The sequence below is a fragment of the Paracandidimonas soli genome (assembly GCF_004342005.1).
Taxonomy (GTDB): domain Bacteria; phylum Pseudomonadota; class Gammaproteobacteria; order Burkholderiales; family Burkholderiaceae_B; genus Paracandidimonas; species Paracandidimonas soli.
The window spans coordinates 139,805-164,748 of the sequence record NZ_SMBX01000003.1; the positions used below are offsets into that span (position 1 = coordinate 139,805).

Sequence of the window (24,944 nt, forward strand, 5' to 3'; positions counted from 1 at the left end):
TGTTCGAACCGGTGTGTCGTCAGATGACGTCGATGGCGCTTAGTTGACGGGACGCGCCGCCGTGGCCAGCGTGCGCTGGTCGGCGCGGCCTTCGTAGGTCAGTCCCTTGCGATAGGCCCAGACACCGCTTTCGAAGTGCAGCGGAATGTGGGCCATTGCGTTCAGGGCATGCTTGACGCTTTCCTGCAGCAGCTCGCTGCGGCGCTTGTCATCCAGCGTGCGGATGGCTTCCAGGTAGGGCTTGTCGACTTCGGCGCTGGAGAAGCCGCCGTAATTGCTGCTGCCCACGCCCAGTTCGGGATTGCGTGTTGTGATCCAGTATTGGATGAAGTTGCTGGCCTCGCCGGTTTCCGAACCCCAGCCGCCCAGGGATGCGCTGAACTCCTTGCGGGCGCGGCGAGGGAAGTAGACGGAACTGGTCATGGTGTCTACCTGGGTCTTGATGCCGATGCGGGTCAGGTATTGGGCCACCGCCTGGGTGATTTGTCCATCATTGATATAGCGGTTGTTGGTCGAGGCCAGCGTCAGTTCGAAGCCGTCGGGGTAGCCTGCTTCGGTCAGCAGTTCCTTGGCGCGTTTGGGATCGTATTCCAGCGCCGGGGCGCCGATGATGCTGCCGAACATGCCTTCGGGCAGATACTGGTTGGCGGGCGTGGCGACGCCGTCCATGATGCGGTCGACAATGGCCTTGCGGTCTATCGCCAGGGACATGGCCTGGCGCACGCGAGCGTCCTTCAGCGGATTGTCGTCGGCGCCTTTGGGGGACTTGACGAAGGGGCTGGAGTCGCGGCCTACGTCAAGCTGGAAGAACATGATGCGCACAGATGGCTTGGTGGTGTATTCGAAGCCGCTGTCCTTGATGCGTTTGAGATCGCGCGCGGCGGGGTTTTCAATCAGATCGAAGTCGCCGGACAGAAGGCCTGTCAGGCGCGGGCCGGCGGAAGGCACTGCCGTCATGCGGACTTCGCTCCAGGGGGCGGGCGTTTTGCCCCAATAGTTGTCATTGCGCTCCAGCACGATGCCAGAACCCTTGACGTAGGACTTCAGTTTGTAGGGGCCGGTGCCGACGACCAGATCGCCGGTGTTGAATTCAGTCACCGTCGGCCATTTGCTGGTGACGCCGCAACCTTTGGCGGGCTCGTAGGTCAGCTTGTCGAACTCGGCGATGCCGCTCCAGATCATGGGGATGCGGGCCAGCTCATTGGGCAGCACGGGATAGGGCGCGGCGGTTTTCAGGTGAACGGTATGCGCATCCGGCGCTTCGATCCCTGCAATGCGGCGCGCTACGTTGGTGGCGCCGCCGCCGATGGCGGTTTCATTGTTGAGGATGCGGCAGAAGGTATAGATCACATCGTTCGAAGTGAACGGTTCGCCGTTGGAAAATTTCGCGGCGGGGTCCAGTTTGAACTCCCATGTGGTGTCGTCGACCGTCCTCCATCCTGTGGCCAGCGCCGGCCGCAGCTCCATGTCCGGACTCATGGCAACGAGAGGTTCGAAGATATGGGTCAACAGTGCTTCGTTAGGTGTTGTCTGGTGGTAATGCGGATCGACGGCGGTGGGCTCGGCTGCCAGGCCGATCTTCAGTGTCTGTGCAGAGGCGGTGCCGCACAAGGCCACTGCAATCAATGCCGCAATAGTGGTAGGGGTCTGCCGATTCATCATTGTGTTCCTCTCTTGACGGTAAGTCGGACATAGTGTTGTGGCCTGCATTCTAGGAACGCATCCGGTACCAAACAATTATCGTTTTCCATATAATCTAAGTATTTAGAAATATCTTTGCTTTTATTAGAAAGATATAATTCGCGTGGAATCATGCTCCAGTCATAATCGGTCAGAAGGAAAAGCATGCAGAGCCTGGCATTCAAATACTTTATGGAAGTGGCCAAGCGAGGTAGCCTGAGCGCGGCTTCGGAAAGCCTGGGGGTGGCGATTTCGGCGATCAGCCGGCAGATATCACATCTGGAGCAAAGGGTGGGGGCCGCACTGTTCGAGCGGGGTGTACGCGGAATGGTGTTGACGCTTGCGGGGCAAGTGTTGCTTACCCACGCCCAGCGTCAGGTGCTGGAAACAGAGGCGGCGTTGCAGGAAATCTCCAAGTTGCAGGGAATGGAGCAAAGCCATATCCGTATTGCCTGTTCCCAGGGCCTGGCGAACGAAATGGTGCCCAAGGCCATTGCGGATTTCCAGCGCCTGCGCCCCGGAACGACGTTTGCATTATGGGGCGGCGGCGCGGCGGGGGCTTCGGATCGTGTGGCGATGGGCGAATCCGATATGGCCATCACATTCAGCACTCGGCCGGTTTCCAACGTTACCGTCCATTATGCGCATCGTTCGCCTGCGCTGGCGGTAATGCACAAGAATCATCCGTTGGCACAGCGGTCGCGTCTATCGCTGATGGAGCTGAAGGAATATCCCATCGCTTTGACCGACGCAAGCACTTCTACGCGCAAGTTGTTCGATATGGCCTGCAACATGAACGGCTTGCAAATCGAGCCGATACTGAACAGCAATTATGCAGAGGCGCTGCATGCCTATGTGCGCAATGGATTGGGGGTTCTGTTCGCCAGCTACGTGTCGATAGCGGACAGGCTGGCCCGCAACGATCTGGTGGCAATCCCTGTCACCGATGCCGAAATGCATTCGCGCAGTGTCCAGGTGCAATTGATGAAGGGCCGGCTGTTGCCTTCCGCCATCAAGGAATTCATCGATCTCATCGTGCGCGATCTGGAAGAAAAGGGCAGGGCCGAACCGCATTGATGCCGTTGCGGAAGACGGCTCAGCGTGCGTGAGCCGCATCCTCGAAGCGGTCGACATTGCGCAGTTCCTTCACTCGCCACATCATGCCGCCCGCGATGAGCAGGGTGAAGCAGGCGCCCATGGCGGCGGCGGGGACCGCGCCGAATGCCGCCGCCGTCGAGCCGGCGCGGAACTCGCCCAGTTCGTTGGAGGAACTGATGAACAGCATGTTGACCGCGTTCACCCGGCCGCGCAGGTAGTCCGGCGTGGAGTATTGCACCAGCGCGCCGCGCACATAGACGTTGACCATGTCTCCCGCGCCGGCAACCACCAGCGCAACGAACGACAGCCAGAAAGCCGTCGAGAATGCGAATACCAGGTTCGCGCCCCCGAACAGGAAGATCGCGCAGAACAGGGTCCGTCCCACGCGGCGATTGAAGGGACGGGTGGACAGGTACAGGCCGGTCAGGATTTCACCGACCGCCATGGCGCTGCGCAGCAGGCCGAGCCCGGTCGGTCCGACGTGCAGGATGTCCTGCGCATAGATCGGCAACAGGGCCACCACGCCGCCCAGCAGCACCGCGAACAGGTCCAGGCTGATCGCGCCCAGCACGATGGGATGCGACCAGATGAAGCGTATGCCTTCATTGAAGCGCTGCCATATGCCAAGCGGCTTGTTTCCGGCGCCGGCTTGCGCCATCTGCTGCGCATGCAGTAGCTGGACGCGCCGCAGCAACACGATGCCGCCCAGAAAACAGACCAGGCAGACCAGATAGGCGACGGGGCCGCCGAAAGCATAGAGCGCGCCGCCGGCCACAGGTCCGCCGATCGTGCCGATTTTCATGATCATGCTGTTGGTCGCCAGGCTTTGCGCCAGGCGCTCGCGCGGCACGATCTGCGGCAGCAGGCTCTGCAGGGAGGGCGCCATGAAAGCGCGCGCGCAGCCGAACAGCACCAGCACGGCGTAGATGCCGCCGACGGGATGGGCATCGCTGTAGGACAGCCAGGCCAGCAGCGCGCTGCAGATCGCGGACAGCGCCCAACTGGCCGATAGGATGGCCTTGCGGTTGTAGCGGTCGATCAGATCGCCGGCCGGCGCCAGCAGCAACAGCATGGGCAGGAATTGCGCCAGCCCGGCGTAGGCCAGCGACATGGGGTCGCGGGTGATGTCGTAGACCTGCCAGGCCACGACGATGGCCTGGATCTGCATGGCGAATACAGTGGCCAGCCGGGCGAACAGGAATGCGGCGAAGCCGGGCAGGCGGTAAACGGATTCAGGCCGCCCGGATGTGGCTGGATGACTCAAGGGAATGACAGGCAAGATGGCGAAGCTTCAAACCATATCGCCAATCAGGGGGCTTTTCAAGCGCTCGTTGCCTGAAAGTGGGCCAGCACCATCTGCCGCATCTTCTCCGCCGCCGGGTTCAGGCCCGGATGCTTGCGGCGCACCAGGCCCAATGGGCGCTGGATGCCGGGCGCAGCCAGCGGACGCTGACGCAACTGCAGATGGGCGATCAGGTCGATGGCTGTTTCCGGCAGGGCGCTGACGCCCAGGCCTTGCGCCACCAGGGCGCCGATCGTGGCGATGTGATGCACTTCGAATGCAGGCGCAAACTGGATGCCCTGGCTTTCCAGCGCGCGATCGAGGTACTGGCGTACGCTTGCCGCGGGCGGCATGGAGACGTGCGGCCACTGCAGCGACTGTTCCAGCGTGATTTCTCCGTCGCTCTCGGCCAGGGGATGGCCGGGCGCGCACAGCAGTAAAAAGTGATCCTGGGTAAGCGGTTCGTAGTCCAGGTCTTCATGCCTTGGGTGCGCCGCCGTCAGCGCGAAATCCACCTTCCCGTCGCGCACTTGCTCGAATGCGCCCGAAGCCAGGGTCTCGGTCACGCTGAGGCGGACTTGCGGATAATCGGCATGGAAGCGTGCGAACAGCTTTGGCACCAGTCCGGCGGTCAGCGACGGCATGGCGGCAACCGCTACCTTGCCGTGGCGCAGCGACGTCGTGTCCTGCACGGCCTGTATGGCCAGGTTGGCCTGATGCAGTATTTCCGTGGCATGCGTTGCGAATGCCTGGCCTGCGGCGGTCAGCGTGACCGAGCGCGTGGTGCGTTCGAACAGCTTGGCGCCCACCTGGGCTTCCAGGCGGGCAATCAGGGCGGAGAGGGCGGACTGGGTCAGGTGCAGCTGCATGGCCGTCTGGCCGAAATTGCAGGTGTGGCGCAACGCCAGAAACGCCCTCAGGTCCTTGGTCGATAGATTGGCTTCCACGAATACGATGGCGTCATTCGACGCTGATATTGCTCTCCTTGATGAGAGTAGCCCATTTCTCGTATTCGTTGATGATCGCCTTCGAGGTTTCTTCCGGCGTCGTATAGGCGGCAATAGCGCCCTGGGCCAGCAGGGAGTCCTTGACCTCTTGCTCGTTCAGGATCTTTTCGAGCGCGCCGCTGAGCCTGGAAATTACGTCCGCGGGCGTATCGGCGGGCGCTGCCAGCGCGAACATCGAGCTGACGTAGAAATCGGGCAGCCCGGTTTCTCCCGCGGTCGGGGTATCGGGCAACGAGGCGACGCGTTCAGCCGTCGTTGTGCCCAACGCACGCAGATTGCCCGCCTTGATCTGGGCCTGCGCCGCAGGCACCGTGTCGATCATGACCTGGACCTGGCCGCCGACAAGATCGGTCAGGGCCGGGCCGCTGCCCTTGTACGGTACGTGCAGGACTTTCGTGCCGGTCTGCTTCTGGAACATTTCCGTTGCCAGATGCTGGGGAGAGCCGGTGCCCGCCGATGCGAAGGAAAGCGAATCCGGCTTGCTCTTGGCCAGTGCGATCAGCTCGGTCAGGCTGGTGGCCGGCACCGACGGATGCGTGACGAACACCAGCGGCACGGTGCCTACGAGAGAGACGTAGGAGAAGCTGTTGGCGATGTCGAAGGGCGTGGTCTGGGGCGTAAGGGCGGCATTGATCGTGTGGCTGGTGAACGCGCCAAGCAACAGGGTATAGCCATCGGGCGTGGATTTTGCGACCTGCCCGGCGCCGATGCTGCCGCCCGCGCCAGCGCGGTTTTCCACGATGAACTGCTGTCCCAGGTGCGTAGACAATTGCTGGGCGATGACGCGCCCGATGACGTCCGTCGCTCCGCCGGGCGCGTATGGCACGACCAGGCGCACCGGCTTGTCGGGGTAGGTGGCGGCGGCATGCGCCGCTGGAGCGTAACCCGCAGCAAGGCCGGCGGTAGCGAGGCCGGCGGCCAGGATGGAACGGCGAAGGCCGGAAAATGTGATTACGGATTGCATATTGTCTCCCAGTAAAAAAGGCGTGCCCGCTTTTTATGAAAGCGCTATGGCGCGGGCAGGCGTGTTGATGATGCTGTCAGTTGCGGGATCCCGCGAAAATTCGGCGGATGTCGTCGGCGGTGGCCAAGGGGCGCCCCAGCGCCTTCGCGCCTTCGGCGACTTGCGCGGCCAGCGCCGCATTGTCGGGGGCGAGGCTGCCGTCTTTCAGGTAGAGATTGTTTTCGAAGCCCACGCGCACGTGGCCGCCCAGGCCGGCCGCGGTAATGGCGCAGGCGTTTTCCTGTGGTCCGAATGCGCACATGGCCCAGGGGTAGCGGCCATCGTCGCTGTTCAGGAAGGGCAGCAGATCGGCGGGGCTGGATTTCTGGCCCGCCGTATACCGGCCCAGCACGAACAGCAGGAACCACGGGCCTTCGGGAACGACACCCTGCGCCCGCAGGCGCTGCCACTGCGCAACGTCTTCCCCGCTGTAGAGAATGATCTGCGTCATGATGTTTTCCTGCAGCAGCCAATTGAAGAAAGCGTGCAGTTCGGTTTCGGGCACTTCGGGCTTCAGCAGTTCGCGCAGGCCCACGGATACGGCTTCGGGGCGGGTGTCGCGCACGACGGCCATCTGGGCGGGCGGCTCGTAGACCTGTGCCGCTTCCGTGGTGATCTGGACGACCAGAGACTGGCCGACGGCACGCCGGATGGCCGCGGTCGCGTCCTGGTAGGCCTGGGCATCCAGCAGATGCCGCCCGTCGGGCCGGCGCACATGGATATGGATCATGGAGGCGCCGGCATCCAGGCAGGTCTTCGCCGTATCCGCCAAGTCTTCGGCGCTCAGCGGTATTGCCGGGTGCTGTTCACGGGTCTTGTAGGCGCCGTTGGGGGCGACGGTAAGAATCAGGGGTGTGTCGTCGTCGTTCATCGTCAGGGTTCGATCGCTGAAAGATTGGGGAAGCGCCGCTTTATTCCGTTGCGGCATCCTGCACGGGCGGCAGCTCGCTGCCCAGCAGCGACAGGCCCGCCAGCAGCATATCCTGGTAGCGCTGCTTTTCCGCCGCAATGGCTTCCGGCGTCCATTGGAAGAAGCCTTCGCCGGTCTTCATGCCGAACTTGCCCTGGGCGACGCGCTCGGACAGGCAGCGGGCGGGCTCGCTGTTGGCGGCAAGGGAGGGATACATGGTGGCGGCCGCCGAGCAATGCACTTCCAGTCCGGCATGATCGCGCTGCATGACGGGGCCGGCGGCAAGAAAGCGGAAGCCGAAGCCGAAGCGCACCGCGGCGTCGACGTCTTCCGGGCTGGCGACGCCGTCATCGATCAGGGCAAAGGCCTCGCGCGCCAGGGCATGCTGCAGCCGGTTGGCGAGAAATCCGGGCAGGTCTTTCCTGACCAGCACAGGGACCATGCCGCACTGGCGCATGAAGCTGTGCAGGTTGCGGGCGCTGTCATTCGAAGTCCGCTCGCCGCAGACGACTTCGACCAGTGGCGTCAGATGCGCCGGCATGAAAAAGTGCAGGCCCACCATGCGCTCCGTTCCCTCCAGGCCCTTGGCGATGGCGGAAATGGGAAAGCTGGAGCTGTTGCTGCACAGCAGCGTATCTGGTCGGGCCAGTGTCTGCAGTTGCGCGAACAGCGACTGCTTGATGTCCAGGCGTTCGGGAATGCATTCGATGACGACGTCGATGTGCGGCCAATCGACATCCTTCAGATCGGCGACCGTGCTCAGGCGGTCGATGCGGTCGGCTGCATTGTGCTGTTTCAGGCCGTGCGCTACGTGCGCGGGCAGGGCGGCCAGACGGTCCGGGTTCTGCTCGACGATGGTGGTGCGGCAGCCTGCGCGGCAAAGCACTACGGCCACGTCGGCGCCCATCGTGCCGCCGCCTACGACGACGGCGCGAGAGCGGCTGGGGCGGAAGAAATGCGCTGGAGCGCTGAAAGAAGCGGATGCGTTCATCGACATATCACTTTGCGGGGGTAAGTGGGAAGAGTGTGCCGCAAAGCAATATATCTGTGAAATTAAAAATAATTGTTGATTAACAAATAATATTTATAGATTGCTTATTCCGTGCTGTTGTTCCGGTTGGCGTCCAGCACGGTCAGCGCAGCCATGTTGACGATGCGCCGGATTGTCGCGCTGGCGGTCAGGATGTGCACGGGGGCGTTCACGCCGAGCAGGAAAGGCCCGACGGCGACGTTGTGGCCCGCCTCGGTCTTGAGCAGGTTGTAGGCGATATTGCCGGCGTCCACGTTCGGGCAGACCAGCAGATTGGCGGAACCCTGCAGCGGAGAGTTGGGCAGCAGGCGGGTGCGCATGCTTTCGTCCAGCGCGCAGTCGCCGTGCATTTCGCCGTCGATTTCCAGCGTCGGGACGCGTTCGCGGATCAGCGCGAGCGCATGCCGCATTTTCTCGCCCGAGGCCGCATCGCCGGAACCGAAGTTCGAGCGTGACAGCAGGGCGACCTTGGGCGCCAGGTTCAGCCGCTCCATCTGCTCCGCCGCCGCGATCGTGAATTCCGCGATCTGTTCGGCGGTGGGGTTGTCGTTGATGTGCGTATCGACCAGCGCCAGCGTGCGCTGGTCGAGCAGCAGAATGTTCATGGCGCCGTAGGTATTGCAGCCGGGCTTGCGGCCGATGACTTCGTCCACGAAGCGCAGGTGGTTGTGATAGGCCCCGACCGTGCCGCAGATCATGCCGTCGGCGTCGCCCAGGTGCACCATCATGGCGCCGATCAGCGTCAGGCGGCGTCGCATTTCCACGCGCGCCATTTCCTTGGTGATGCCGTTGCGGCATTGCATGTTCCAGTAGGTCGTCCAGTACTGGTGGAAGCGCTCGTCGTATTCCGGATTGGTGACTTCCACGTCCTGGCCCAGGCGCAGGCGCAGGCCGTATTTTTCGATGCGGGCCAGCAGCACTTGCGGGCGGCCGACCAGGATGGGGCGGGCCAGCTTTTCGTCCACGATGACCTGCACGGCGCGCAGCACGCGCTCTTCCTCGCCTTCAGTGAATACGATGCGGGCCTTGCCGCCTTCGCGTACGTGGGTCCGCGCGGCGGAGAACAGCGGCTTCATGAATGCGCCGGAGTGATAGACGAAGTGTTGCAACTGCTCCGTATAGGCAGTCAGGTCGTCGATGGGGCGGGTCGCCACGCCGGATTCCATTGCGGCCTTGGCGACGGCGGGCGCGATGCGCACGATCAGGCGGGGATCGAACGGCTTCGGAATCAGGTATTCCTTCCCGAAGGACAGGTCATACGTGCCGTAGGCAGCGGCCACGACTTCGCTCTGTTCTTCCTGCGCCAGGCTGGCGATGGCGTGTACTGCGGCGATTTCCATCTCCCGCGTGATGGTGGTCGCGCCCACGTCCAGCGCGCCGCGGAACAGGTACGGGAAGCACAGTACGTTGTTGACCTGGTTGGGAAAGTCGGAGCGGCCTGTGGCCATGATGATGTCGTCGCGCGTGGACAGCGCAAGCTCGGGGGCGATTTCCGGCGTGGGATTGGCCAGCGCCATGATGAGCGGGCGCGGCGCCATGGACTTGAGCATGTCGGCGCTCAGCACATTGCCCGCGGAAAGCCCCAGGAATACATCGGCGTCGACGATGACTTCCGCCAGCGTGCGCAATGGCGTCTGCTGGGCGAAGCGCGCCTTCTGCGGATCCATCAGCTCGGTGCGGCCTTCGTACACCAGGCCGTGGATGTCCGTCACCCAGATGTTCTCGACCGGCAGTCCGATGTCCACCAGCAGGTCCAGGCAGGCCAGGGCGGCGGCGCCGGCGCCCGACGTCACTACCTTGACGCTGCTGATTTCCTTGCCTGCGACCTTCAGGCCGTTCAGGAAGGCCGCGGCAACGGTGATGGCGGTGCCGTGCTGGTCATCGTGAAAGACCGGGATCTTCATGCGCTCGCGCAGTTTCTGCTCGACGATGAAGCATTCCGGCGCCTTGATGTCTTCCAGGTTGATGCCGCCGAACGTGGCTTCCAGGCTGGCGATGATGTCCACTAGCTTGTCCGGGTCGGTTTCGCTGATTTCGATGTCGAATACGTCGATGCCCGCGAACTGCTTGAACAGGACGGCCTTGCCTTCCATGACGGGCTTGGATGCCAGCGGCCCGATATTGCCGAGGCCCAGTACGGCCGTGCCGTTGGTGATGACGCCGACCAGGTTTCCGCGCGAGGTGTAGCGCAGCGCATTGGCCGGGTTGCTGGCGATTTCCTCGCAGGCAGCGGCGACGCCCGGCGTATAGGCCAGGCCCAGGTCGCCCTGGGTGACCAGCGGCTTGCTGGCCTGGATGGCGATTTTGCCGGGTTTGGGGAACTCGTGATAGTCCAGCGCCGCCTGCCGATTGTTCTTGCCGCTCATGTCCTGTGTCTCCGTAACTGGGGGATGCGATGCTGGTATTCTAGCCAGCTGGCATAAGAATAATATTTTTGTTTATTATTAACTCATCACTTTTTTATGATGGATAAGGTGGTTTCTTGACCATTTCTGTTTCCGGAACGGCCGGAAGGCCGTATGCTGTAACCACGCGCTCAAGCGCAAGCCTCGTCGTTCACGACGAGGTCAAGCGGGGCAGTGCTCATACGGCGCCGCAGGCGCCCCCGTATGGTGGCGAGGAAGCTCCCGGCTTCAGGCGGGAGCGACTCACATTTTTCAGTATCAAGAGGGCGGGTTCGCCGATGGGCGGGCATGCAGCGGCGCGATGGATACGCTTCAGAAGGAGAGGGGCTTGCTGGATGTAACATCGCAGGCCGGCCAGCTTTTGCGCCGGCTCCAGGGGCGGCTGAAGATGCGACACCTGCAATTGCTGCTGAATATCCGGCAGCATGGTTCGCTGACGCGCGTGGCCGAGCAGTTGTCCACCACGCAGCCGGCGGTGACCAATATGCTCAATGAACTGGAGGGCATGTTCGGCTCCCGTCTCTTTCAGCGTTCCGCCCGGGGCATGGCGCCGACGCCCATGGGAGAGGTGGTTCTGGCATATGCGGCCGTCATGCTCAACGACCTGGATCGGCTGGCCAGCGATATGGAGGCGTTTTCCTCCGGCTACGCCATGCGCCTGCACGTGGGGGTGACGCCGTTCGTCTCGGGCAGGCTGCTGACCAGGGTCCTCGGGCGCTCCCAGTTGCCGGAATACCGCCTGGCCATACAGGTGCACGAAGGGGTGACTGACGAACTGGTCGAGCGCTTGCGCGATCACCGTCTGGATATCGTGATCGGGCGCGCCGGCTCCCTGCTGGATGTGCGCGGCCTGCATTTCGCGCCCCTGTATTCGCAGCAGCCCCGGCTGATCGCCAACCGCAGGCTGGCCGCGGCGCTGAGCCGGGGGCCGCTGAACTGGGCTGCGCTGGCCGAGCTGGACTGGGTGCTGGGCGCGCCCAACACCATGCTGCGCGAGCAGGTCGCCAATCTGTTCCTGAACGAGGGGGTGGCGCCGCCGCTGCCGATTACCGAAAGCCTGTCGACCAAGCTGATCGGAGAGATCATCGCGTCCGGAGAGCGGGCGGTATCCATCGTGCCCGCAGATATCGCCGAAGAGCTGGTCAGGGTCGCCGGAGTGGCCATCGTGCCGTTTTCATTCGACTGGCACTTGCGACCCATCACGATTTTCACCCGATCGGATGACCAGGGTCGCAAGCAGTTGCAGCAGTTCATCGGCCTGCTGCGCGAGGCGAGCGGGGAAATGCAGGGAGCGCCGGGGCATTGAGTATGGGCGCCGCCCGCATTTGCCCTGGTGAACGGTGAGGCTTGCGCTTGGGCGTACGGTCAAAACACGGAAATGGCCTGGCGCACCAGCCACATCCCCAGGACGACGGCGGCGGCGCCCACAATGACGGATACGATGGCGTAGCCGACCGCCGCCATTGTTTGCCCACGCTGGAACAGCTCGACGATCTCCAGCGCAAAAGCCGAAAACGTGGAGAAGCCGCCCAGCAGCCCGGTCGTCAGGAGCAATTTCAGGTGCGGCGACAGGTTCCCTTTGGTGAAGGCGAACTCCACCACCATGCCCATCAATAATGCGGCAAACAGATTGATGCTCAGCGTGCCCACGGGAAATCCGGTGCCGAACCACCGCGCCGACAGCATATTGACGCCGTATCTGCAGGTGGAGCCGACACCGCCTCCCAGGAAAACGATCAGATAGTCCATGCGCATGGCATGCAGCCTCTTGTGTCGGTGAAACCGAAAGCATAGCGCCCGGACGAGGGGTTTGCACAGGTTGAGAGCATTGTTTCTTCGCTTGCTGCTTGTGATCAGACAAACCTTACTTCGAGCCGCTTTCCAAGCGCCGCTGCATACTTTTGCAGTGTGGCGACGGATGGAGAGTGCTTGCCCGTCACCAATGCGTTTTCAAGTCGAGCCACCGCGGGAGCTTTGGTTCCCATGCGTTCAGCGACCTGCGCCTGCGTCAGCCCGGCCTCGGCGCGGGCCTTGAGAATGGCATCGAGCATGGGCATTTCCTCGCGTTCGATGCGTTCGTACTCGGCCCGTACGGCGGGATTCTGCATCATTTTTGCGATCATCTGTTCATGCGTCAGCATTCTTGATCTCCTTCAATCGGGTTTCGGCAATACGACGCTCTGTTAATGGGGTTCTGTCGAAACTGTGCAGCATCACGATACGACGTCCCACCAGCGTGTAATAGAACACACGAGCGATTCCCTCTGCGCCTTTCAAGCGTAACTCGAACAAACTGCGGCCGAAGGCTTTGGTGTGCGGCTCGCCCAAGTTCGGGCCGCTATCGAGCATTCGGCGAGACAAGGCGGCATAGCGAGCCTGCAAGGTTTCCGGCAAAGCCATAATATCGGCTTGCACGCTTTCACTGTAATAATGAATAGAGTAGCGCATAAGGCACAAGTGAATATTAACAAATATGTTATTTTTCAACAAGTGCAGAATAGCAGCTTTCCCGGCATGCAGGAGGGCGGGCAGGACTATTGCATCACTGCCGATGCGGTCCGAAAACCGCGGCCAGCATCAGCATTGCGCCGCTGAGCAGTGCGATCATGCCTGCGGCGCTGACGCTGTTTTCGTAGCCCAGCCATAAGGGTCCCCAGGCCGCCAGCACGTACCCGCCCACGGCGGAGATCCCTGCAAACGCGACGCTCCAGGCGATCTGGCGTTTCAGGCTGTCCGTCATCAGGCGCGCCGTGGCCGGAGGGCAGATGAACATGGCCACCACGATGATGGCGCCCACAGCCTCGAACGCCGCGACGGCGGCCAGGGCCACGACCACCAGCAGCGCTAGATTCGTCAGTGCCGGCCTGGCGCCTACGCTGGCGGCGAAATTGGCATCGAATGTGCCGAGCACCAATCTCCGCCAGAACACAGTCAGGAACAGCACTACGACACTCAGCACCCAGGCCAGGCGCGGCAACTGCGGCGGCAGCCAGGCCAGCGCCTCGGGATCCAGCAGCGACGACCAGCGTTCCGCGTCCAGCCAGATCAGGCTCTCCAGGTTGCCGTACAGCACATGCTCCACGTCCAGGTGCACCGAACTGCTGTTCGATTGCTCCAGCCATAGCACGCCGGCGGCGAACAGGGCGGTAAACACGACGCCCATGGCGGCGCCCGGCTCTACCTTGCCCAGGAAGCGGATCAGCTCGATCAGCGCTACGGCCAGGACGGCGGAAATCATCGCGCCCAGCAGCATGGGGACGGTATCCAGGGTGCCGGTGAACACGAAGGCCCCGACGATGCCCAGCAGCACCACATGGCTGATGGCATCTCCGATCAGGCTCTGGCGGCGCAATACCAGGAAGTTGCCGGGCAGAGCGCAGGCGATGCAGGCCAGCAGCGCGATCAGCAGGGGCGTCAGGCTCAGTTGGAGGAATTCGCTGCTCATGTCCATGGTGCATCCATTCGCGTTGACAGCCCTAGGCCCTGTGCGGTTGAGGGAACCCGGTTTCGCGGGCGAACTGGGATTCCAGCTCTTGCACCGTGTCCTGGGGCAGGGCCTCGCGCACGGGAAGAATGCGGTGGTATTGCGCAAGCGCCGCGCTGCCCGGGTTCAGGCGGCGATACAGCGCCCACAGCGCCTCGTCGCGGGCGGCGGCATTGGCGGCAAGATGGCCGGCGGGTGTCGCCACGCCGTCTCTCCGTATCCAGCCCCGGCGGCGCAGCAGGCGCAGCGTAAGGCCGTCGTAGATGGCTTCGCCCCGGTTAAGCGAAAGCAGGCCCTGGCGCAGGTGCACGCGACGGCGGAACAGCTGGTGGCGGATGAACGTAGCCAGCACGCCGCGCGCGGGCGCCAGCAGCATGGACAGCAGGAACAGCAGGAACAGCGTCAGCACGATGATGGCGCCTGTCGGCAGGCTGGGGGCGGTGGATGACAGTGCAGCGCCTGTATAGGCGCCGGCCGCGCCGATGCCTGCGGAAATGGGCACCAGCAGGTGCACGCGATTCGTCCAGAAGCGCGCGGCGACGGCGGGCATGATGCTGAGCGCAACGCTGAGCACCAGGCCCACCACCTTCAGGCTGGCCACCACGACCAACAGCAGAATGCCGGACAGGGCAAGATCCATCAGCCGCACGCGCAGGCCGAGCACGCTGGCGTAGTCGGGATCGAAGCACAGCATGGCAAGCGGACGGCGCAACGCGAACACGCTCAGCGCCGTCAGCAAGGCCATCAGCGCGATCAGCTCGGCTTCGCTGCGCAGCATGCCAGCGGCCGACCCCAGCAGATAGCTGGCGATGCCCGCCTGCCTGCCGGTCTGCAGCGTCTGGATGACAGTCATCAGCACGATGCCTGCACCGAAGAATACCGACAGCACCATGCCGATGGCCGCATCCTCCTTGAGGCGGGTGCGCATGCTCAGCCAGTGCACGGTGAACAGCCCCAGTGCCGCCGAGCAGGACGCGCCTATCATCAGGCCGGGCATCCAGCGTCCGTCCCCGGTCAGCAGCGCCAGGATGATGAACGCCAGCGCCAGGCCGGGCAGGGTGGCGTGGCCCGCGGCATCGGTGGCAAGGGAGCGGCGGCGCAGCAGGACGAAAGCGCCGATGGCCCCGGCGGCGGCTCCCAGCAGGGCCGCGCCGATGCAGACCAGGGCGGTGTTGTAGCCTGCCTGGAGCAGCAGGGCTTCCAGGATGGCGTTCATAGCGGCGGCGTGCGATGGCCGCTTGCCGAGGCGGCTCCGGTTTGTTGCGGGGCGGGCGCGCCGGCGGCATCCGGCGTCAGGCGCAGGCGTTCGATCTGCGTGCTTACCAGGCGGCCGCTATAGGCTTTTTGCAGGTTTTCCTCGGTGAACACGACGCAGACCGGGCCCGCCGCGATACGGCGTACGTTCAGCAGCAGCACATGGTTGAAGTAATCGGGCACGGTCGCCAGATCGTGATGCACGCACAGCACGGTTTTCCCGCTGGCGGCCAGTTCGCGCAGCACCTGCACCAGCGTGCGTTCCGTGGCGGCATCCACGCCGGCGAAGGGTTCGTCCAATATATAGAGATCGGCGTTCTGCGCCAGCGCGCGCGCCATGAATACGCGCTGTTGCTGCCCGCCGGACAACTGGCCGATCTGCCGGCCGGCGAAGTCCTGCATGCCCACGCGCGCCAGGCATTGCATGATACGTTCGTTATGCCACTTGCGCCGCCAGCGCATCAGGCCCAGCTCGCGATACAGCCCCATGGCGACCACATCGAACGTCGTGGCGGGAAACTCCCAGTCCACGCTGGCGCGCTGCGGCACATAGGCCACGCGGTGCCGGTTGGCGTCGAACGGCAGGCCGAACATGGCGATCTCGCCCGACACCCTGGGGATGATGTCCAGCGCGGCTTTCAATAAAGTGGATTTGCCCGCGCCGTTCGGTCCGACAATCACGGCCATGGAGCCCGATGGCACGGAGAAGTCCACGGAAAACAGCACGGATGCGGCGCCGTAGCTGACGGTCAGGCCGCGGATGTCCAGCGCGTTGGCTGTGGCGGAGGCGGATTCCGGCGTCGCGCCGTCGGCGCGCGCCGCTGTTGCGGCAGAAGTGCTCATGGCCTTTGGAACACCATAGGTTGAGGCAGGCATGGCGCGTAGTTTCCATAACCCTGATGTGTGTATGGTATCCAATAAATATAGCTTTGGCTATGTTGAGTCCGTGTGGAGTTGCGTCCTGTCTCCAGGTTTACGCTTTATGCCATCCTTACTGGTCAATAGAGGCCGGATGTTCAGATTGCGCGTGGTGCAGTTCTTCACGCAGAATGCGGCGCAACGCTTCCTCGGTTACGGGCGCCGTGCCTCCGGTCAGCGCGCGGCGCAGAGTGTCATTGATGACGGTCTGGTAGCCAGTACCGGCTTGACTGGCCTGGGCCTTTGCCGCTTCGATTACATCGGCATCCAGGCGGATCGTGATGCTTACCTTGGGTGATTTTGTGGCTCGGGCGAAGTCCTGAGCGGTCCACTCCGGGTTGTCCGGATCAGCCGCGATGCCGGCATTGATCGCAGCATCCTCTTCCTCTGTTGGGGATATATGTCCCGGTTTAAGCTTCGGCATATTGTCGTTCCTCCCGCTTGTTGGCCTTGCGCAGGCTGATGATGCGACGGATATTGCCGCGGTCAGTGTAAATCGCTACATGCAGCCGCTTGCCGATGTAGCCGATGGCGCTCATGCGCTCTTCGCCATAGGCCTGTCGATCGTCCTCGCGGCTCAGTGCATCATTCCATTCAAACGCCTGGGCATCCGCCAGGGAGACACCATGCTTGGCTTGGTTCGCGCGGTCCTTGGCTTGATCGTAGGTGATCTGTATTGATTTAATGTACATACAACGTAGTTACTTTGCAATCATTTTATTCGTGCGAGGTGCCATGAATTCTGAGTCGGGAAGGCGGATTGCGCCAGGGAAGGGCGGGACAAATTTACGCTAGGAAAAGCATCCGCAAACCGGCAAAAAAACCACACCCGCCGAGCGCGGGTAATCCCTTGGTTTTGGCGGCTTTGAGAGAGGCTTTGTTGTTTGTCGCCAACATAGCGAGGTAAAAGATGCGCTTTTCCCCACAAGAGAATAGCTATTGGCCCGGAATTTTGATGCAATAGCTCCAACTTCCCATCGCGGAGTTAGAAAGAGCGGTAAGGCATGTCTTGTGTGACTGCTGCTCTCAGGTTACTCAAAATCTACGGAGATTTCTTACATGAAAAAGACTCTGCTCGCTGCTGCTCTTGCCGTTGGCTTCGCCGGCGTTGCTCAGGCAGAAACTTCGGTTACCCTGTACGGTATCGTTGACACGGGTATCGGCTACACGCAATTCAAGGACAAGGATTCCGACGTTAAGTCCAGCAAGACTGGTCTGTATGACGGCGTTCAGTCCGGCAACCGCTGGGGCCTGAAGGGTTCCGAAGACCTGGGTAACGGTCTGAAGGCTATCTTCCAACTGGAAAGCGGCTTCAACATCAACGGCGGTAACTCGCTGCAAGGCAATCGCCTGTTCGGCCGTCAAGCCACTCTGGGCCTGTCCAGCGATTCCTGGGGTACCGTCAACTTCGGTCGCCAAACCAACATCGCTTCGCAATTCCTGGGCGGCATCACCAGCCCGTTCGGCGACGCCTTCAAAGAAGCGCACATTGGTAGCTCGTTCCGCTCGATGGCAACCGTCCGTGCTGACAACGTCGTTTCGTATGTCACGCCTAACTTCTCCGGCTTCCAGTTCGGCGTCGGCTACTCCTTCAACACGGGCGGCGATCAAGCTTTCGACGTCAAGAACGCAGGTAGCAATCCTGACGACGGTAACGTCAAGCTGATCACGACTGGTCTGCGTTACGCCAACGGCCCTCTGGCTATCGGCGCCAGCTACGACCAACTGGATAGCGAAAACTACGCCAGCAAGGTCAAGGCCTACAACGTTGCTGCCAGCTACGACTTCGAAGTCGTCAAGCTGCACCTGGGCTGGGGTCAAGAGCGCAAGGGCACTCTGGCTGGCTTCGGCTTCGACGATGGTGCAACCGGCGGTATCGACGTTGGCGAAAGCGCTGGCTTCATCGCCGACAGCTTCAAGACCAACAACTACAGCGTCGGTCTGAGCGCTCCTGTTGGTGCTGGCAAGGTCATGGCTGGCTGGCAGTCCTCGCGCCTGGCTTCCGGTGCATATCGCGATGCTCAAGCCAAGAGCAGCCAGAACCTGTACAGCCTGGGCTACACGTATGACCTGTCCAAGCGCACCAACCTGTACGCAGTTGGTACGTACGGTACTGGCTATGCATACCAGAACGTTCGCGTAACGCAAGGTATTGTCGGTCTGCGTCACCAGTTCTAATCGGTTCGCGCGGCTTGTCCGCGCTGCCGTGGAAAACCCGGTTCGCCGGATTTTCGCAGAACACAAAAAACCACCCTTCGGGGTGGTTTTTTTATGCCTGGATATTTGTGTTGTGCTGGTTTTCTACACGCCGGCAGCTTCGCGTATGGTATGCGAAGCCCACTGGTTCAGGCTTTCGTTGTTTGCCGCTGTGGCTGATGTCTGTTGGGCGCGAAATGCGCTATTGCATGAGTGTCATGTGCGCAATATACCCGGAGCGGCTTTCGCCGGCGGACTTGGCGCGCCGGTCCAGCAGGGCAAGAATCCGGCGGGGCAGGGTGATGTTGATGCGTTCGATCGTGTCATCGACAAGGGCGGGATCGACTTCCGCAATTGCCCAGATCCAGCCGTCGTATTCACCGGATTTCTGCAGTTCGGTAATGCAAGAAGGTTTGGGAATGGTTTCACTGTTGGCGATGGCGTCTTCGATCCACAGAGCGATGGCTTCCTTGGCGTTTTCGATGGCATCGTCAATGCCATTGTCGGCGGCCGAGAAGCAGCCGGGAAGATCGGGTACCACGACTCCCCAGGCGGTAGCGTCGTCGCCCGGTTCGATGGCAATAGGGTATTTCATGATGGTCGCTCCTTACTTCAGTCCGGCTTGGCGCAACAATTTATTTGCCAGACCGACTCCCAGATCCTTCTTGGGGTGGGGAATGCTGATGTGCCCCGGCAGGGTGGGGTGGCGGAAAACGTGATGCGAACCTTTGATGCTTCGCAGTTGTCAGCCCGATAGTTCAGGCTGCCTGATAAGGTCTTTGCTGTTCACGGGCGTGTAATGTGTATTATACACATAATTTATAAGGGATAAGGAAAATGCGACGTTGCGGGCATGCAGTCTATCGATAATCCTTACTTCCGAATATTGCTGTGATGACAGCTTTGTCTACGATGAGGCTGACGAAATTTCAACTTGCTATTTTCTCTACGCCAAGGCTTCGGCGTTTTGACTGCAACTGCCACAAATCATAGGCGGACTGGTGTCCCAGCCAGCTTTTGGCGCTCTTGCCAAAAGCCAGTTCCAGGCGAACAGCCATCTCAGGCGATATCGCCGCCTTGCCGTTGACGATTTCCGAAACCGTTTTGCGTGATACGTTCAGGTGTTTCGCGGTATCGGTGATCGACAGTTTTAGCGGCCCAAGCCATAGCTCCCGAAGAATCTCTCCCGGGTGCGGAGGGTTGAACATGGTGGTCATGGTGTCTTCCTAATGGTAGTCCACATAATTTATGACGTGCACATCGCCATCTTCGAAGCGGAAAGTCAGGCGCCAGTTCGACGCTAATATCAATCGCAAGCGTTTGGCATGCATTGGCTGGATACCGGCCACGCTACCGGATTCGTAGAACTTCTCAAGCCCTTTGTGTGCAAAGCTTTTGATCATGTTGATATGGAGTATTGTAACCTTATGGGTTACGAGATAAAAGATGGTGAATACAAAAAAATCTTTACTTTGTGGCCGATTGGATGAGTGTTGGGCATGTTGCAGCGGATTGGAGTCTAGCGGGAATCCATCTTGCGGAGCCATCGGCTGCGAGACGGTCTTGTCCATGGAGCGAGGTCGAAAGCCGCTCCCGCTGTATTTTTTGCACTACAGCAAAATCCATATCGCAAGAACTATGATGCATCTGCTCGTCAAGAACAATTCTCAATGAGCAATCCTGCTTAGAGAGTAAATAATGCACTAAAATACATTCGTTCAAGGAAATGTAAGCTCCGCGGGAGTTGATGAAACAAGCGCCCGGCGGGGAAGCGATCAAGGCGCTCAAAATGCTACAATCCATGGGTTTCATTACCGCGACTGGATGCATAGCATGAATCTGCAGCAGTACTTCCCCGTTTTGCTTTTCATCGCCTTTGGCACATTCATCGGTTTCGCGCTCCTCGGGGCAGGGCGGTTGCTGGGTCCGCATCGTCCCAGTGAAGAAAAACTCTCCCCCTACGAGTGCGGCTTCGAAGCCTTCAGCGACGCCCGCATGAAGTTCGACGTTCGCTATTACCTGGTCGCAATCCTGTTCATTCTGTTCGACCTGGAAATCGCCTTCCTTTTCCCGTGGGCCATCGCCAACGACGCTGTCGGCATCGTCGGTTTCTGGTCTGTCATGGTGTTCCTCGCGGTACTTACCGTGGGCTTCGTCTACGAGTGGAAGAAGGGCGCTCTCGACTGGGAATAAAGGCTGGACATTCCCGCAGCCTGGCGGCGCGCCGATAGTGTTTCTGTCGCCGGGCCGCTTCAGGGCAAAAGCCTCTTCCTCCGGAGGGGCGGCAAGCCTGAGGCGTAGCGTTGGAAGCATGAGCATGTTCTCCACGCCGCGTTCCGGCATGACAGTGGTTTGCGGCACGAGCCGCAAATCCGTATTTAGGTAAAGACTATGGCTATCGATGGCATTCTGAAAGAAGGTTTCATCACGACCAGCGCGGACAAGTTCCTGAACTGGGCCAAGACTGGGTCCCTGTGGCCCATGACATTCGGCCTGGCCTGTTGCGCGGTCGAGATGATGCACGCGGGCGCCGCCCGCTACGATCTGGACCAGTTCGGCATCATCTTCCGTCCCAGCCCGCGCCAGTCCGATCTGATGATCGTGGCGGGCACGCTGTGCAACAAGATGGCGCCCGCGCTGCGCAAGGTCTACGACCAGATGCCCGAGCCCCGCTGGGTGCTGTCGATGGGCTCCTGTGCAAACGGCGGCGGCTACTACCACTATTCCTATTCCGTGGTGCGCGGCTGCGATCGCATCGTTCCGGTGGATGTCTACGTACCGGGTTGTCCTCCGACGGCGGAGGCCCTGGTCTATGGCCTGCTGCAAATGCAGAACAAGATCCGCCTTACCAACACCATTGCGCGCGAAGCGTAATGCCTTGTTTTCCTGAATGGCTGGCACTATGACTCGGCTTGAAACACTCAAACAGAACCTGGTCGCCCGATTCGGCGATGCCTGGTCGCTAACCGAGGCGCTCGGCGAACTCACGCTGGAAATCCCCGAGGATTCCTGGATCGAAGCCTGTACGGCGCTGCGCGACGATCCCTCGCTGCGCTTCGAAAGCCTCATCGATCTTTGCGGCATCGACTACTCCGGCTGGGGCGCTCCCACCAATCCGCAGCCCGGGCTGTTCCCGCACCGGTTCGCGGCGGTCGCGCACCTGACCTCGCTGAAGCATAACTGGCGCCTGCGCGTGCGCACGTACGCCGGCAACGACGAATTCCCTGTGCTGCCCTCGCTGGTCGATGTCTGGCCCTGCGTCAACTGGTTCGAGCGCGAAGCATTCGACCTGTACGGCATCGTATTCGAAGGCCATCCCGACCTGCGCCGCATCCTGACTGACTACGGCTTCATCGGGCATCCGTTCCGCAAGGATTTCCCCATCTCGGGCTATGTCGAGATGCGCTACGACACTGAACAGAAGCGGGTTGTCTACCAGCCCGTCACCATTGAACCGCGTGAAGTCGTTCCCCGCGTCGTGCGCGAGGAAGGCTACGGGCAAGGGCGTTGAACCATGGCAGAAATCAAGAACTACACCCTGAACTTCGGCCCGCAGCACCCAGCGGCGCACGGCGTGCTGCGCCTGGTGCTCGAGCTCGACGGCGAAGTCATCCAGCGCGCCGACCCGCACATCGGCCTGCTGCACCGCGCCACTGAGAAGCTGGCGGAAAACCGCACGTATCTGCAGACGCTGCCCTATATGGACCGTCTCGACTACGTGTCCATGATGTGCAACGAGCACGCCTATGTCATGGCGGTCGAGAAGCTGCTGGGCATCGAAGTTCCGCTGCGCGCGCAGTACATCCGCGTCATGTTCGACGAGATCACGCGCCTGCTGAACCACCTGATGTCGCTGGGCTCGCACGCGCTCGACGTGGGCGCCATGGCCGTGTTCCTGTACGCCTTCCGCGAGCGTGAAGACCTCATGGACATGTACGAGGCCGTTTCGGGCGCGCGCATGCATGCGGCTTACTACCGCCCGGGCGGCGTCTACCGCGACCTGCCCGGCACCATGCCCCAGTACGGCGAAGGCAGCAAGTACCGCGGCGCCAGCGAACTGCGCGCCATGAACGAAGCGCGTTCCGGCTCGCTGCTCGACTTCATCGAAGACTTCACCAACCGCTTCCCGGCCTGCGTCGACGAGTACGAAACCCTGCTGACCGACAACCGCATCTGGAAGCAGCGCCTGGTTGGCGTCGGTGTCGTCGACCCTGAGCGCGCCAAGGCGCTGGGCTTCACCGGCCCCATGCTGCGCGGCTCCGGCGTCGAATGGGACCTGCGCAAGATGCAGCCCTACGAAGTCTATGATCGCGTCGATTTCGATATTCCCGTCGGCGTCAATGGCGATTGCTACGACCGCTACCTGGTGCGCATCGGTGAAATGCGCGAAAGCAACCGCATCATCGCCCAGTGCGTCCAGTGGCTGCGCAACAACCCGGGTCCGGTCATTACCGACAACCACAAGGTGGCGCCGCCCAAGCGCGAAGAAATGAAGACCAGCATGGAGGATCTCATCCATCACTTCAAGCTGTTCTCCGAAGGCTTCCACGTGCCGGCCGGCGAAGTCTACGCGGGTGTCGAGCACCCCAAGGGCGAGTTCGGCATCTACCTGGTGTCCGATGGCGCCAACAAGCCGTATCGCATGAAGATTCGCGCTCCGGGCTTCGTGCATCTGCAGTCGCTCGACGAAATGTCGCGCGGCCACATGATCGCCGACGCTGTCACCATCATCGGAACACAAGACATCGTGTTCGGTGAAATCGATCGTTGACCGGCAAGCAGCCAAGGAATAACCGGATTCAAACTATGTTGCTCTCCGCACAAGCCTATCAAAGAATCGACAGGGAACTCACAAAGTTCCCCGAAGACCAGAAACAGTCTGCCATCATGGCATCGCTGGCCATCGCGCAGGAAGAAAAGGGCTGGGTGTCCCCCGAAGTCATCGAGGATATCGCCAGCTACCTGAAGCAGCCCGCCATCGCCGTGCAGGAAGTCGCCACTTTCTACAACATGTTCGACACCGCGCCGGTCGGCCGCGTCAAGATCACCGTCTGCACGAACCTGCCCTGTGCCTTGCGCGACGGCGTCAAGACCGCCGAATACCTCAAGGAAAAGCTCGGCATCGGCTTCAACGAAACCACGCCCGACGGCCAGTTCACGCTCAAAGAGGGCGAGTGCATGGGCGCCTGCGGCGATGCGCCGGTCGTGCTGCTCAACAATCAACACATGTGCGTGCGCATGTCGTCGGAACGCATCGACGAAATGCTCAACGAACTGAAACAGCACGGAGAGTCGGCATGAGCAGCACATCCGAACTGCTGAAGAAACTTTCCCACGGCCTGACGAACGATCCCGGCAATGACCCCGAGCGTTCCATGGTGTTCCACGACCGCCACCTGCAGCCGCAGATCATGGCCGGCCTGAACGGCGACAACTGGGGCCTCGAGGACTACGTCAAGCGCGGCGGCTACGAAGCCCTGCGCAAGATCCTCACCACTGGCATGACGCCGGAAGACGTCATTGCCGAGGTCAAGGCGTCCAGCCTGCGCGGCCGCGGCGGCGCAGGCTTCCCCACCGGCCTGAAGTGGAGCTTCATGCCGCGCTCCTTCCCCGGCCAGAAGTACCTGGTGTGCAACTCCGATGAGGGCGAACCCGGCACGTTCAAGGATCGCGACATCCTGCGCTTCAACCCGCACATCGTCATCGAGGGCATGGCCATCGCCGCCTATGCCATGGGCATCAGCGTGGGCTACAACTACATCCACGGTGAAATTTTCGAAATCTACCAACGCTTCGAAGAGGCGCTGGAGCAGGCACGCGCCGCGGGCTTCCTGGGCGACAAGATCCTGGGCTCCGATTTCAGCTTCCAGCTGCATGCCTTCCACGGCTACGGCGCCTATATCTGCGGCGAGGAAACCGCGCTGCTGGAGTCGCTCGAGGGCAAGAAGGGCCAGCCGCGCTTCAAGCCGCCGTTCCCGGCCAGCTTCGGCCTGTACGGCAAGCCCACCACCATCAACAACACCGAGACCTTTGCCGCGGTGCCCTGGATCATCCGCAACGGCGGCCAGGCCTACCTGGAAGTCGGCATTCCCAATGCCGGCGGCACCAAGCTGTTCTCGGTGTCGGGCGACGTCGAGCGTCCCGGAAACTATGAAATTCCGCTGGGCACGCCGTTCTCCACTCTGCTGGAACTTGCCGGCGGCGTGCGCGGCGGCCGCAAGCTCAAGGCCGTGATCCCCGGCGGATCCAGCGCGCCCGTGCTGCCCGCCGACATCATGATGAACCTGACCATGGACTACGATTCCATCGCCAAGGCGGGCTCCATGCTGGGCTCGGGCGCTGTCATCGTCATGGACGAAACCCGCGACATGGTCAAATCGCTGGCGCGCCTGTCCTACTTCTACTTCGAGGAAAGCTGCGGCCAGTGCACGCCTTGCCGCGAGGGCACGGGCTGGCTGTACCGCATCGTCCACCGCATCGAAAACGGCCAGGGCCGTCCGGAAGATCTGGAAACCCTGGATTCGGTCGCGCAAAACATCATGGGCCGCACCATTTGTGCGCTGGGCGACGCCGCCGCCATGCCGGTGCGCGGTTTCATCAAGCATTACCGCGACGAGTTCGCACACCACATCGAGCACAAGCGCGGCGTGGTGCCAAAATATCTGTAAGGTCAGGAT

Annotated in this window: 27 protein-coding genes and 1 pseudogene; 9 read left to right on the forward strand and 19 right to left on the reverse strand. The window is 61.5% G+C overall.

Annotated features, from left to right (window positions below):
• Positions 1-39: 39 nt before the first annotated feature.
• Positions 40-1,662 (reverse strand): ABC transporter substrate-binding protein, encoded by a 1,623-nt coding sequence (locus EV686_RS07685; RefSeq protein ID WP_377747934.1) that lies wholly within the window; start codon positions 1,660-1,662, stop codon positions 40-42.
• A 183-nt stretch (positions 1,663-1,845) separates the two neighbouring features.
• Between EV686_RS07685 and EV686_RS07690 the strand changes: the two genes are divergently transcribed.
• Positions 1,846-2,757 carry a LysR family transcriptional regulator gene (locus EV686_RS07690; protein ID WP_132475195.1) on the forward strand — a complete coding sequence of 304 codons (912 nt, stop codon included), beginning with the start codon at positions 1,846-1,848 and terminating at the stop codon, positions 2,755-2,757.
• A 19-nt stretch (positions 2,758-2,776) separates the two neighbouring features.
• Here EV686_RS07690 and EV686_RS07695 read toward each other — a convergent pair whose 3' ends face one another.
• The 6 genes from EV686_RS07695 to EV686_RS07720 all read right to left on the reverse strand — a co-directional run bounded on the left by EV686_RS07695 (position 2,777) and on the right by EV686_RS07720 (position 10,376).
• Positions 2,777-4,060, reverse strand: a complete 1,284-nt coding sequence (locus tag EV686_RS07695) for an MFS transporter (protein ID WP_207901724.1) — start codon at positions 4,058-4,060, stop codon at positions 2,777-2,779.
• A 38-nt stretch (positions 4,061-4,098) separates the two neighbouring features.
• Positions 4,099-5,007 (reverse strand): LysR family transcriptional regulator, encoded by a 909-nt coding sequence (locus EV686_RS07700; RefSeq protein WP_132475197.1) that lies wholly within the window; start codon positions 5,005-5,007, stop codon positions 4,099-4,101.
• Between the two features lie 13 nt (positions 5,008-5,020).
• Entirely contained in the window at positions 5,021-6,031 is a 1,011-nt protein-coding gene (locus EV686_RS07705) for a Bug family tripartite tricarboxylate transporter substrate binding protein (RefSeq protein ID WP_132475199.1), read from the reverse strand.
• 76 nt (positions 6,032-6,107) lie between these two features.
• The gene (locus tag EV686_RS07710; RefSeq protein ID WP_132475201.1) at positions 6,108-6,941 is read right to left on the reverse strand and encodes a beta-keto acid cleavage family enzyme; all 834 of its coding nucleotides are present in this window, start codon (positions 6,939-6,941) and stop codon (positions 6,108-6,110) included.
• 40 nt (positions 6,942-6,981) lie between these two features.
• Positions 6,982-7,971 carry a 3-hydroxyacyl-CoA dehydrogenase family protein gene (locus EV686_RS07715; protein WP_132476012.1) on the reverse strand — a complete coding sequence of 330 codons (990 nt, stop codon included), beginning with the start codon at positions 7,969-7,971 and terminating at the stop codon, positions 6,982-6,984.
• Positions 7,972-8,075: 104 nt separating this feature from the next.
• The gene (locus tag EV686_RS07720) at positions 8,076-10,376 is read right to left on the reverse strand and encodes an NADP-dependent malic enzyme (RefSeq protein ID WP_132475203.1); all 2,301 of its coding nucleotides are present in this window, start codon (positions 10,374-10,376) and stop codon (positions 8,076-8,078) included.
• Between the two features lie 427 nt (positions 10,377-10,803).
• Between EV686_RS07720 and EV686_RS07725 the strand changes: the two genes are divergently transcribed.
• Positions 10,804-11,721, forward strand: coding sequence for a LysR family transcriptional regulator (locus EV686_RS07725; RefSeq protein ID WP_243650819.1), 918 nt, complete (start codon positions 10,804-10,806; stop codon positions 11,719-11,721).
• Positions 11,722-11,780: 59 nt separating this feature from the next.
• Here EV686_RS07725 and crcB read toward each other — a convergent pair whose 3' ends face one another.
• The 8 genes from crcB to EV686_RS07765 all read right to left on the reverse strand — a co-directional run bounded on the left by crcB (position 11,781) and on the right by EV686_RS07765 (position 16,763).
• Entirely contained in the window at positions 11,781-12,170 is a 390-nt protein-coding gene (gene crcB, locus EV686_RS07730) for a fluoride efflux transporter CrcB (protein ID WP_243650792.1), read from the reverse strand.
• A 98-nt stretch (positions 12,171-12,268) separates the two neighbouring features.
• Complete coding sequence (locus EV686_RS07735; RefSeq protein ID WP_132475207.1) at positions 12,269-12,556, reverse strand: helix-turn-helix domain-containing protein; 288 nt, start codon at positions 12,554-12,556, stop codon at positions 12,269-12,271.
• Complete coding sequence (locus EV686_RS07740; protein WP_132475209.1) at positions 12,543-12,863, reverse strand: type II toxin-antitoxin system RelE/ParE family toxin; 321 nt, start codon at positions 12,861-12,863, stop codon at positions 12,543-12,545. Before EV686_RS07740 ends, EV686_RS07735 begins: the two co-directional genes overlap by 14 nt.
• Positions 12,864-12,957: 94 nt before the next feature.
• The gene (locus tag EV686_RS07745; RefSeq protein WP_132475211.1) at positions 12,958-13,860 is read right to left on the reverse strand and encodes a metal ABC transporter permease; all 903 of its coding nucleotides are present in this window, start codon (positions 13,858-13,860) and stop codon (positions 12,958-12,960) included.
• A gap of 31 nt (positions 13,861-13,891) precedes the next feature.
• A complete protein-coding gene (locus EV686_RS07750; protein WP_132475213.1) occupies positions 13,892-15,115 on the reverse strand; it encodes a metal ABC transporter permease in 1,224 nt (407 codons plus the stop codon).
• Positions 15,112-15,996 (reverse strand): metal ABC transporter ATP-binding protein, encoded by an 885-nt coding sequence (locus tag EV686_RS07755; RefSeq protein WP_132475215.1) that lies wholly within the window; start codon positions 15,994-15,996, stop codon positions 15,112-15,114. The genes EV686_RS07750 and EV686_RS07755 overlap by 4 nt, the downstream gene beginning before the upstream one ends.
• 148 nt (positions 15,997-16,144) lie before the next feature.
• Positions 16,145-16,495 carry a BrnA antitoxin family protein gene (locus EV686_RS07760; protein ID WP_132475217.1) on the reverse strand — a complete coding sequence of 117 codons (351 nt, stop codon included), beginning with the start codon at positions 16,493-16,495 and terminating at the stop codon, positions 16,145-16,147.
• Positions 16,482-16,763 carry a BrnT family toxin gene (locus EV686_RS07765; RefSeq protein WP_341539330.1) on the reverse strand — a complete coding sequence of 94 codons (282 nt, stop codon included), beginning with the start codon at positions 16,761-16,763 and terminating at the stop codon, positions 16,482-16,484. Before EV686_RS07765 ends, EV686_RS07760 begins: the two co-directional genes overlap by 14 nt.
• A 367-nt stretch (positions 16,764-17,130) precedes the next feature.
• Here EV686_RS07765 and EV686_RS07770 point away from each other — a divergent pair, with 367 nt between their 5' ends.
• Entirely contained in the window at positions 17,131-18,249 is a 1,119-nt protein-coding gene (locus tag EV686_RS07770; RefSeq protein WP_132475219.1) for a porin, read from the forward strand.
• 220 nt (positions 18,250-18,469) lie between these two features.
• On the opposite strand, the gene EV686_RS07775 is transcribed toward EV686_RS07770, so the two are convergent.
• The 4 genes and pseudogenes from EV686_RS07775 to EV686_RS19175 form a co-directional block, all read right to left on the reverse strand.
• Positions 18,470-18,862, reverse strand: coding sequence for a type II toxin-antitoxin system HicB family antitoxin (locus EV686_RS07775; protein ID WP_132475221.1), 393 nt, complete (start codon positions 18,860-18,862; stop codon positions 18,470-18,472).
• A 12-nt stretch (positions 18,863-18,874) separates the two neighbouring features.
• A pseudogene (locus EV686_RS07780) lies at positions 18,875-19,057 on the reverse strand (type II toxin-antitoxin system HicA family toxin).
• Positions 19,058-19,196: 139 nt separating this feature from the next.
• The gene (locus tag EV686_RS07785; protein ID WP_132475224.1) at positions 19,197-19,484 is read right to left on the reverse strand and encodes a HigA family addiction module antitoxin; all 288 of its coding nucleotides are present in this window, start codon (positions 19,482-19,484) and stop codon (positions 19,197-19,199) included.
• A gap of 9 nt (positions 19,485-19,493) precedes the next feature.
• Positions 19,494-19,838 carry a type II toxin-antitoxin system RelE/ParE family toxin gene (locus EV686_RS19175; protein ID WP_132475227.1) on the reverse strand — a complete coding sequence of 115 codons (345 nt, stop codon included), beginning with the start codon at positions 19,836-19,838 and terminating at the stop codon, positions 19,494-19,496.
• Positions 19,839-20,100: 262 nt separating this feature from the next.
• Here EV686_RS19175 and EV686_RS07795 point away from each other — a divergent pair, with 262 nt between their 5' ends.
• From EV686_RS07795 to nuoF, 6 genes are all read left to right on the forward strand, one after another.
• Entirely contained in the window at positions 20,101-20,460 is a 360-nt protein-coding gene (locus tag EV686_RS07795) for an NADH-quinone oxidoreductase subunit A (RefSeq protein WP_132475230.1), read from the forward strand.
• A 198-nt stretch (positions 20,461-20,658) separates the two neighbouring features.
• Positions 20,659-21,141 (forward strand): NuoB/complex I 20 kDa subunit family protein, encoded by a 483-nt coding sequence (locus EV686_RS07800; protein WP_132475233.1) that lies wholly within the window; start codon positions 20,659-20,661, stop codon positions 21,139-21,141.
• A 28-nt stretch (positions 21,142-21,169) separates the two neighbouring features.
• On the forward strand, positions 21,170-21,778 hold the full coding sequence (locus EV686_RS07805) for an NADH-quinone oxidoreductase subunit C (RefSeq protein WP_132475236.1): 609 nt from the start codon (positions 21,170-21,172) through the stop codon (positions 21,776-21,778).
• A gap of 3 nt (positions 21,779-21,781) precedes the next feature.
• Entirely contained in the window at positions 21,782-23,038 is a 1,257-nt protein-coding gene (locus tag EV686_RS07810; protein WP_132475239.1) for an NADH-quinone oxidoreductase subunit D, read from the forward strand.
• A gap of 35 nt (positions 23,039-23,073) precedes the next feature.
• Complete coding sequence (gene nuoE, locus EV686_RS07815; protein ID WP_132475242.1) at positions 23,074-23,568, forward strand: NADH-quinone oxidoreductase subunit NuoE; 495 nt, start codon at positions 23,074-23,076, stop codon at positions 23,566-23,568.
• A complete protein-coding gene (nuoF, locus tag EV686_RS07820; RefSeq protein WP_132475245.1) occupies positions 23,565-24,935 on the forward strand; it encodes an NADH-quinone oxidoreductase subunit NuoF in 1,371 nt (456 codons plus the stop codon). Before nuoE ends, nuoF begins: the two co-directional genes overlap by 4 nt.
• Positions 24,936-24,944: the final 9 nt, after the last annotated feature.

Excerpts from the sequence above, each read along its gene's own strand:
- EV686_RS07735 (WP_132475207.1), bottom strand. The coding sequence starts at position 12,556 with ATGCTGACGCATGAACAGATGATCGCAAAAATGATGCAGAATCCCGCC.
- nuoE (WP_132475242.1), top strand. The coding sequence starts at position 23,074 with ATGTTGCTCTCCGCACAAGCCTATCAAAGAATCGACAGGGAACTCACA.
- EV686_RS07720 (WP_132475203.1), bottom strand. The coding sequence starts at position 10,376 with ATGAGCGGCAAGAACAATCGGCAGGCGGCGCTGGACTATCACGAGTTC.
- EV686_RS07795 (WP_132475230.1), top strand. The coding sequence starts at position 20,101 with ATGAATCTGCAGCAGTACTTCCCCGTTTTGCTTTTCATCGCCTTTGGC.
- EV686_RS07685 (WP_377747934.1), bottom strand. The coding sequence starts at position 1,662 with ATGATGAATCGGCAGACCCCTACCACTATTGCGGCATTGATTGCAGTG.
- EV686_RS07785 (WP_132475224.1), bottom strand. The coding sequence starts at position 19,484 with ATGACCACCATGTTCAACCCTCCGCACCCGGGAGAGATTCTTCGGGAG.
- EV686_RS07740 (WP_132475209.1), bottom strand. The coding sequence starts at position 12,863 with ATGCGCTACTCTATTCATTATTACAGTGAAAGCGTGCAAGCCGATATT.
- EV686_RS07745 (WP_132475211.1), bottom strand. The coding sequence starts at position 13,860 with ATGAGCAGCGAATTCCTCCAACTGAGCCTGACGCCCCTGCTGATCGCG.
- crcB (WP_243650792.1), bottom strand. The coding sequence starts at position 12,170 with ATGCGCATGGACTATCTGATCGTTTTCCTGGGAGGCGGTGTCGGCTCC.
- EV686_RS07810 (WP_132475239.1), top strand. The coding sequence starts at position 21,782 with ATGGCAGAAATCAAGAACTACACCCTGAACTTCGGCCCGCAGCACCCA.
- EV686_RS07770 (WP_132475219.1), top strand. The coding sequence starts at position 17,131 with ATGAAAAAGACTCTGCTCGCTGCTGCTCTTGCCGTTGGCTTCGCCGGC.
- EV686_RS07765 (WP_341539330.1), bottom strand. The coding sequence starts at position 16,763 with ATGTACATTAAATCAATACAGATCACCTACGATCAAGCCAAGGACCGC.
- EV686_RS07710 (WP_132475201.1), bottom strand. The coding sequence starts at position 6,941 with ATGAACGACGACGACACACCCCTGATTCTTACCGTCGCCCCCAACGGC.
- EV686_RS19175 (WP_132475227.1), bottom strand. The coding sequence starts at position 19,838 with ATGGACAAGACCGTCTCGCAGCCGATGGCTCCGCAAGATGGATTCCCG.
- EV686_RS07800 (WP_132475233.1), top strand. The coding sequence starts at position 20,659 with ATGGCTATCGATGGCATTCTGAAAGAAGGTTTCATCACGACCAGCGCG.
- EV686_RS07705 (WP_132475199.1), bottom strand. The coding sequence starts at position 6,031 with ATGCAATCCGTAATCACATTTTCCGGCCTTCGCCGTTCCATCCTGGCC.
- EV686_RS07690 (WP_132475195.1), top strand. The coding sequence starts at position 1,846 with ATGCAGAGCCTGGCATTCAAATACTTTATGGAAGTGGCCAAGCGAGGT.
- EV686_RS07760 (WP_132475217.1), bottom strand. The coding sequence starts at position 16,495 with ATGCCGAAGCTTAAACCGGGACATATATCCCCAACAGAGGAAGAGGAT.
- EV686_RS07725 (WP_243650819.1), top strand. The coding sequence starts at position 10,804 with ATGCGACACCTGCAATTGCTGCTGAATATCCGGCAGCATGGTTCGCTG.
- EV686_RS07805 (WP_132475236.1), top strand. The coding sequence starts at position 21,170 with ATGACTCGGCTTGAAACACTCAAACAGAACCTGGTCGCCCGATTCGGC.
- EV686_RS07775 (WP_132475221.1), bottom strand. The coding sequence starts at position 18,862 with ATGAAATACCCTATTGCCATCGAACCGGGCGACGACGCTACCGCCTGG.
- EV686_RS07715 (WP_132476012.1), bottom strand. The coding sequence starts at position 7,971 with ATGAACGCATCCGCTTCTTTCAGCGCTCCAGCGCATTTCTTCCGCCCC.
- nuoF (WP_132475245.1), top strand. The coding sequence starts at position 23,565 with ATGAGCAGCACATCCGAACTGCTGAAGAAACTTTCCCACGGCCTGACG.
- EV686_RS07755 (WP_132475215.1), bottom strand. The coding sequence starts at position 15,996 with ATGAGCACTTCTGCCGCAACAGCGGCGCGCGCCGACGGCGCGACGCCG.
- EV686_RS07750 (WP_132475213.1), bottom strand. The coding sequence starts at position 15,115 with ATGAACGCCATCCTGGAAGCCCTGCTGCTCCAGGCAGGCTACAACACC.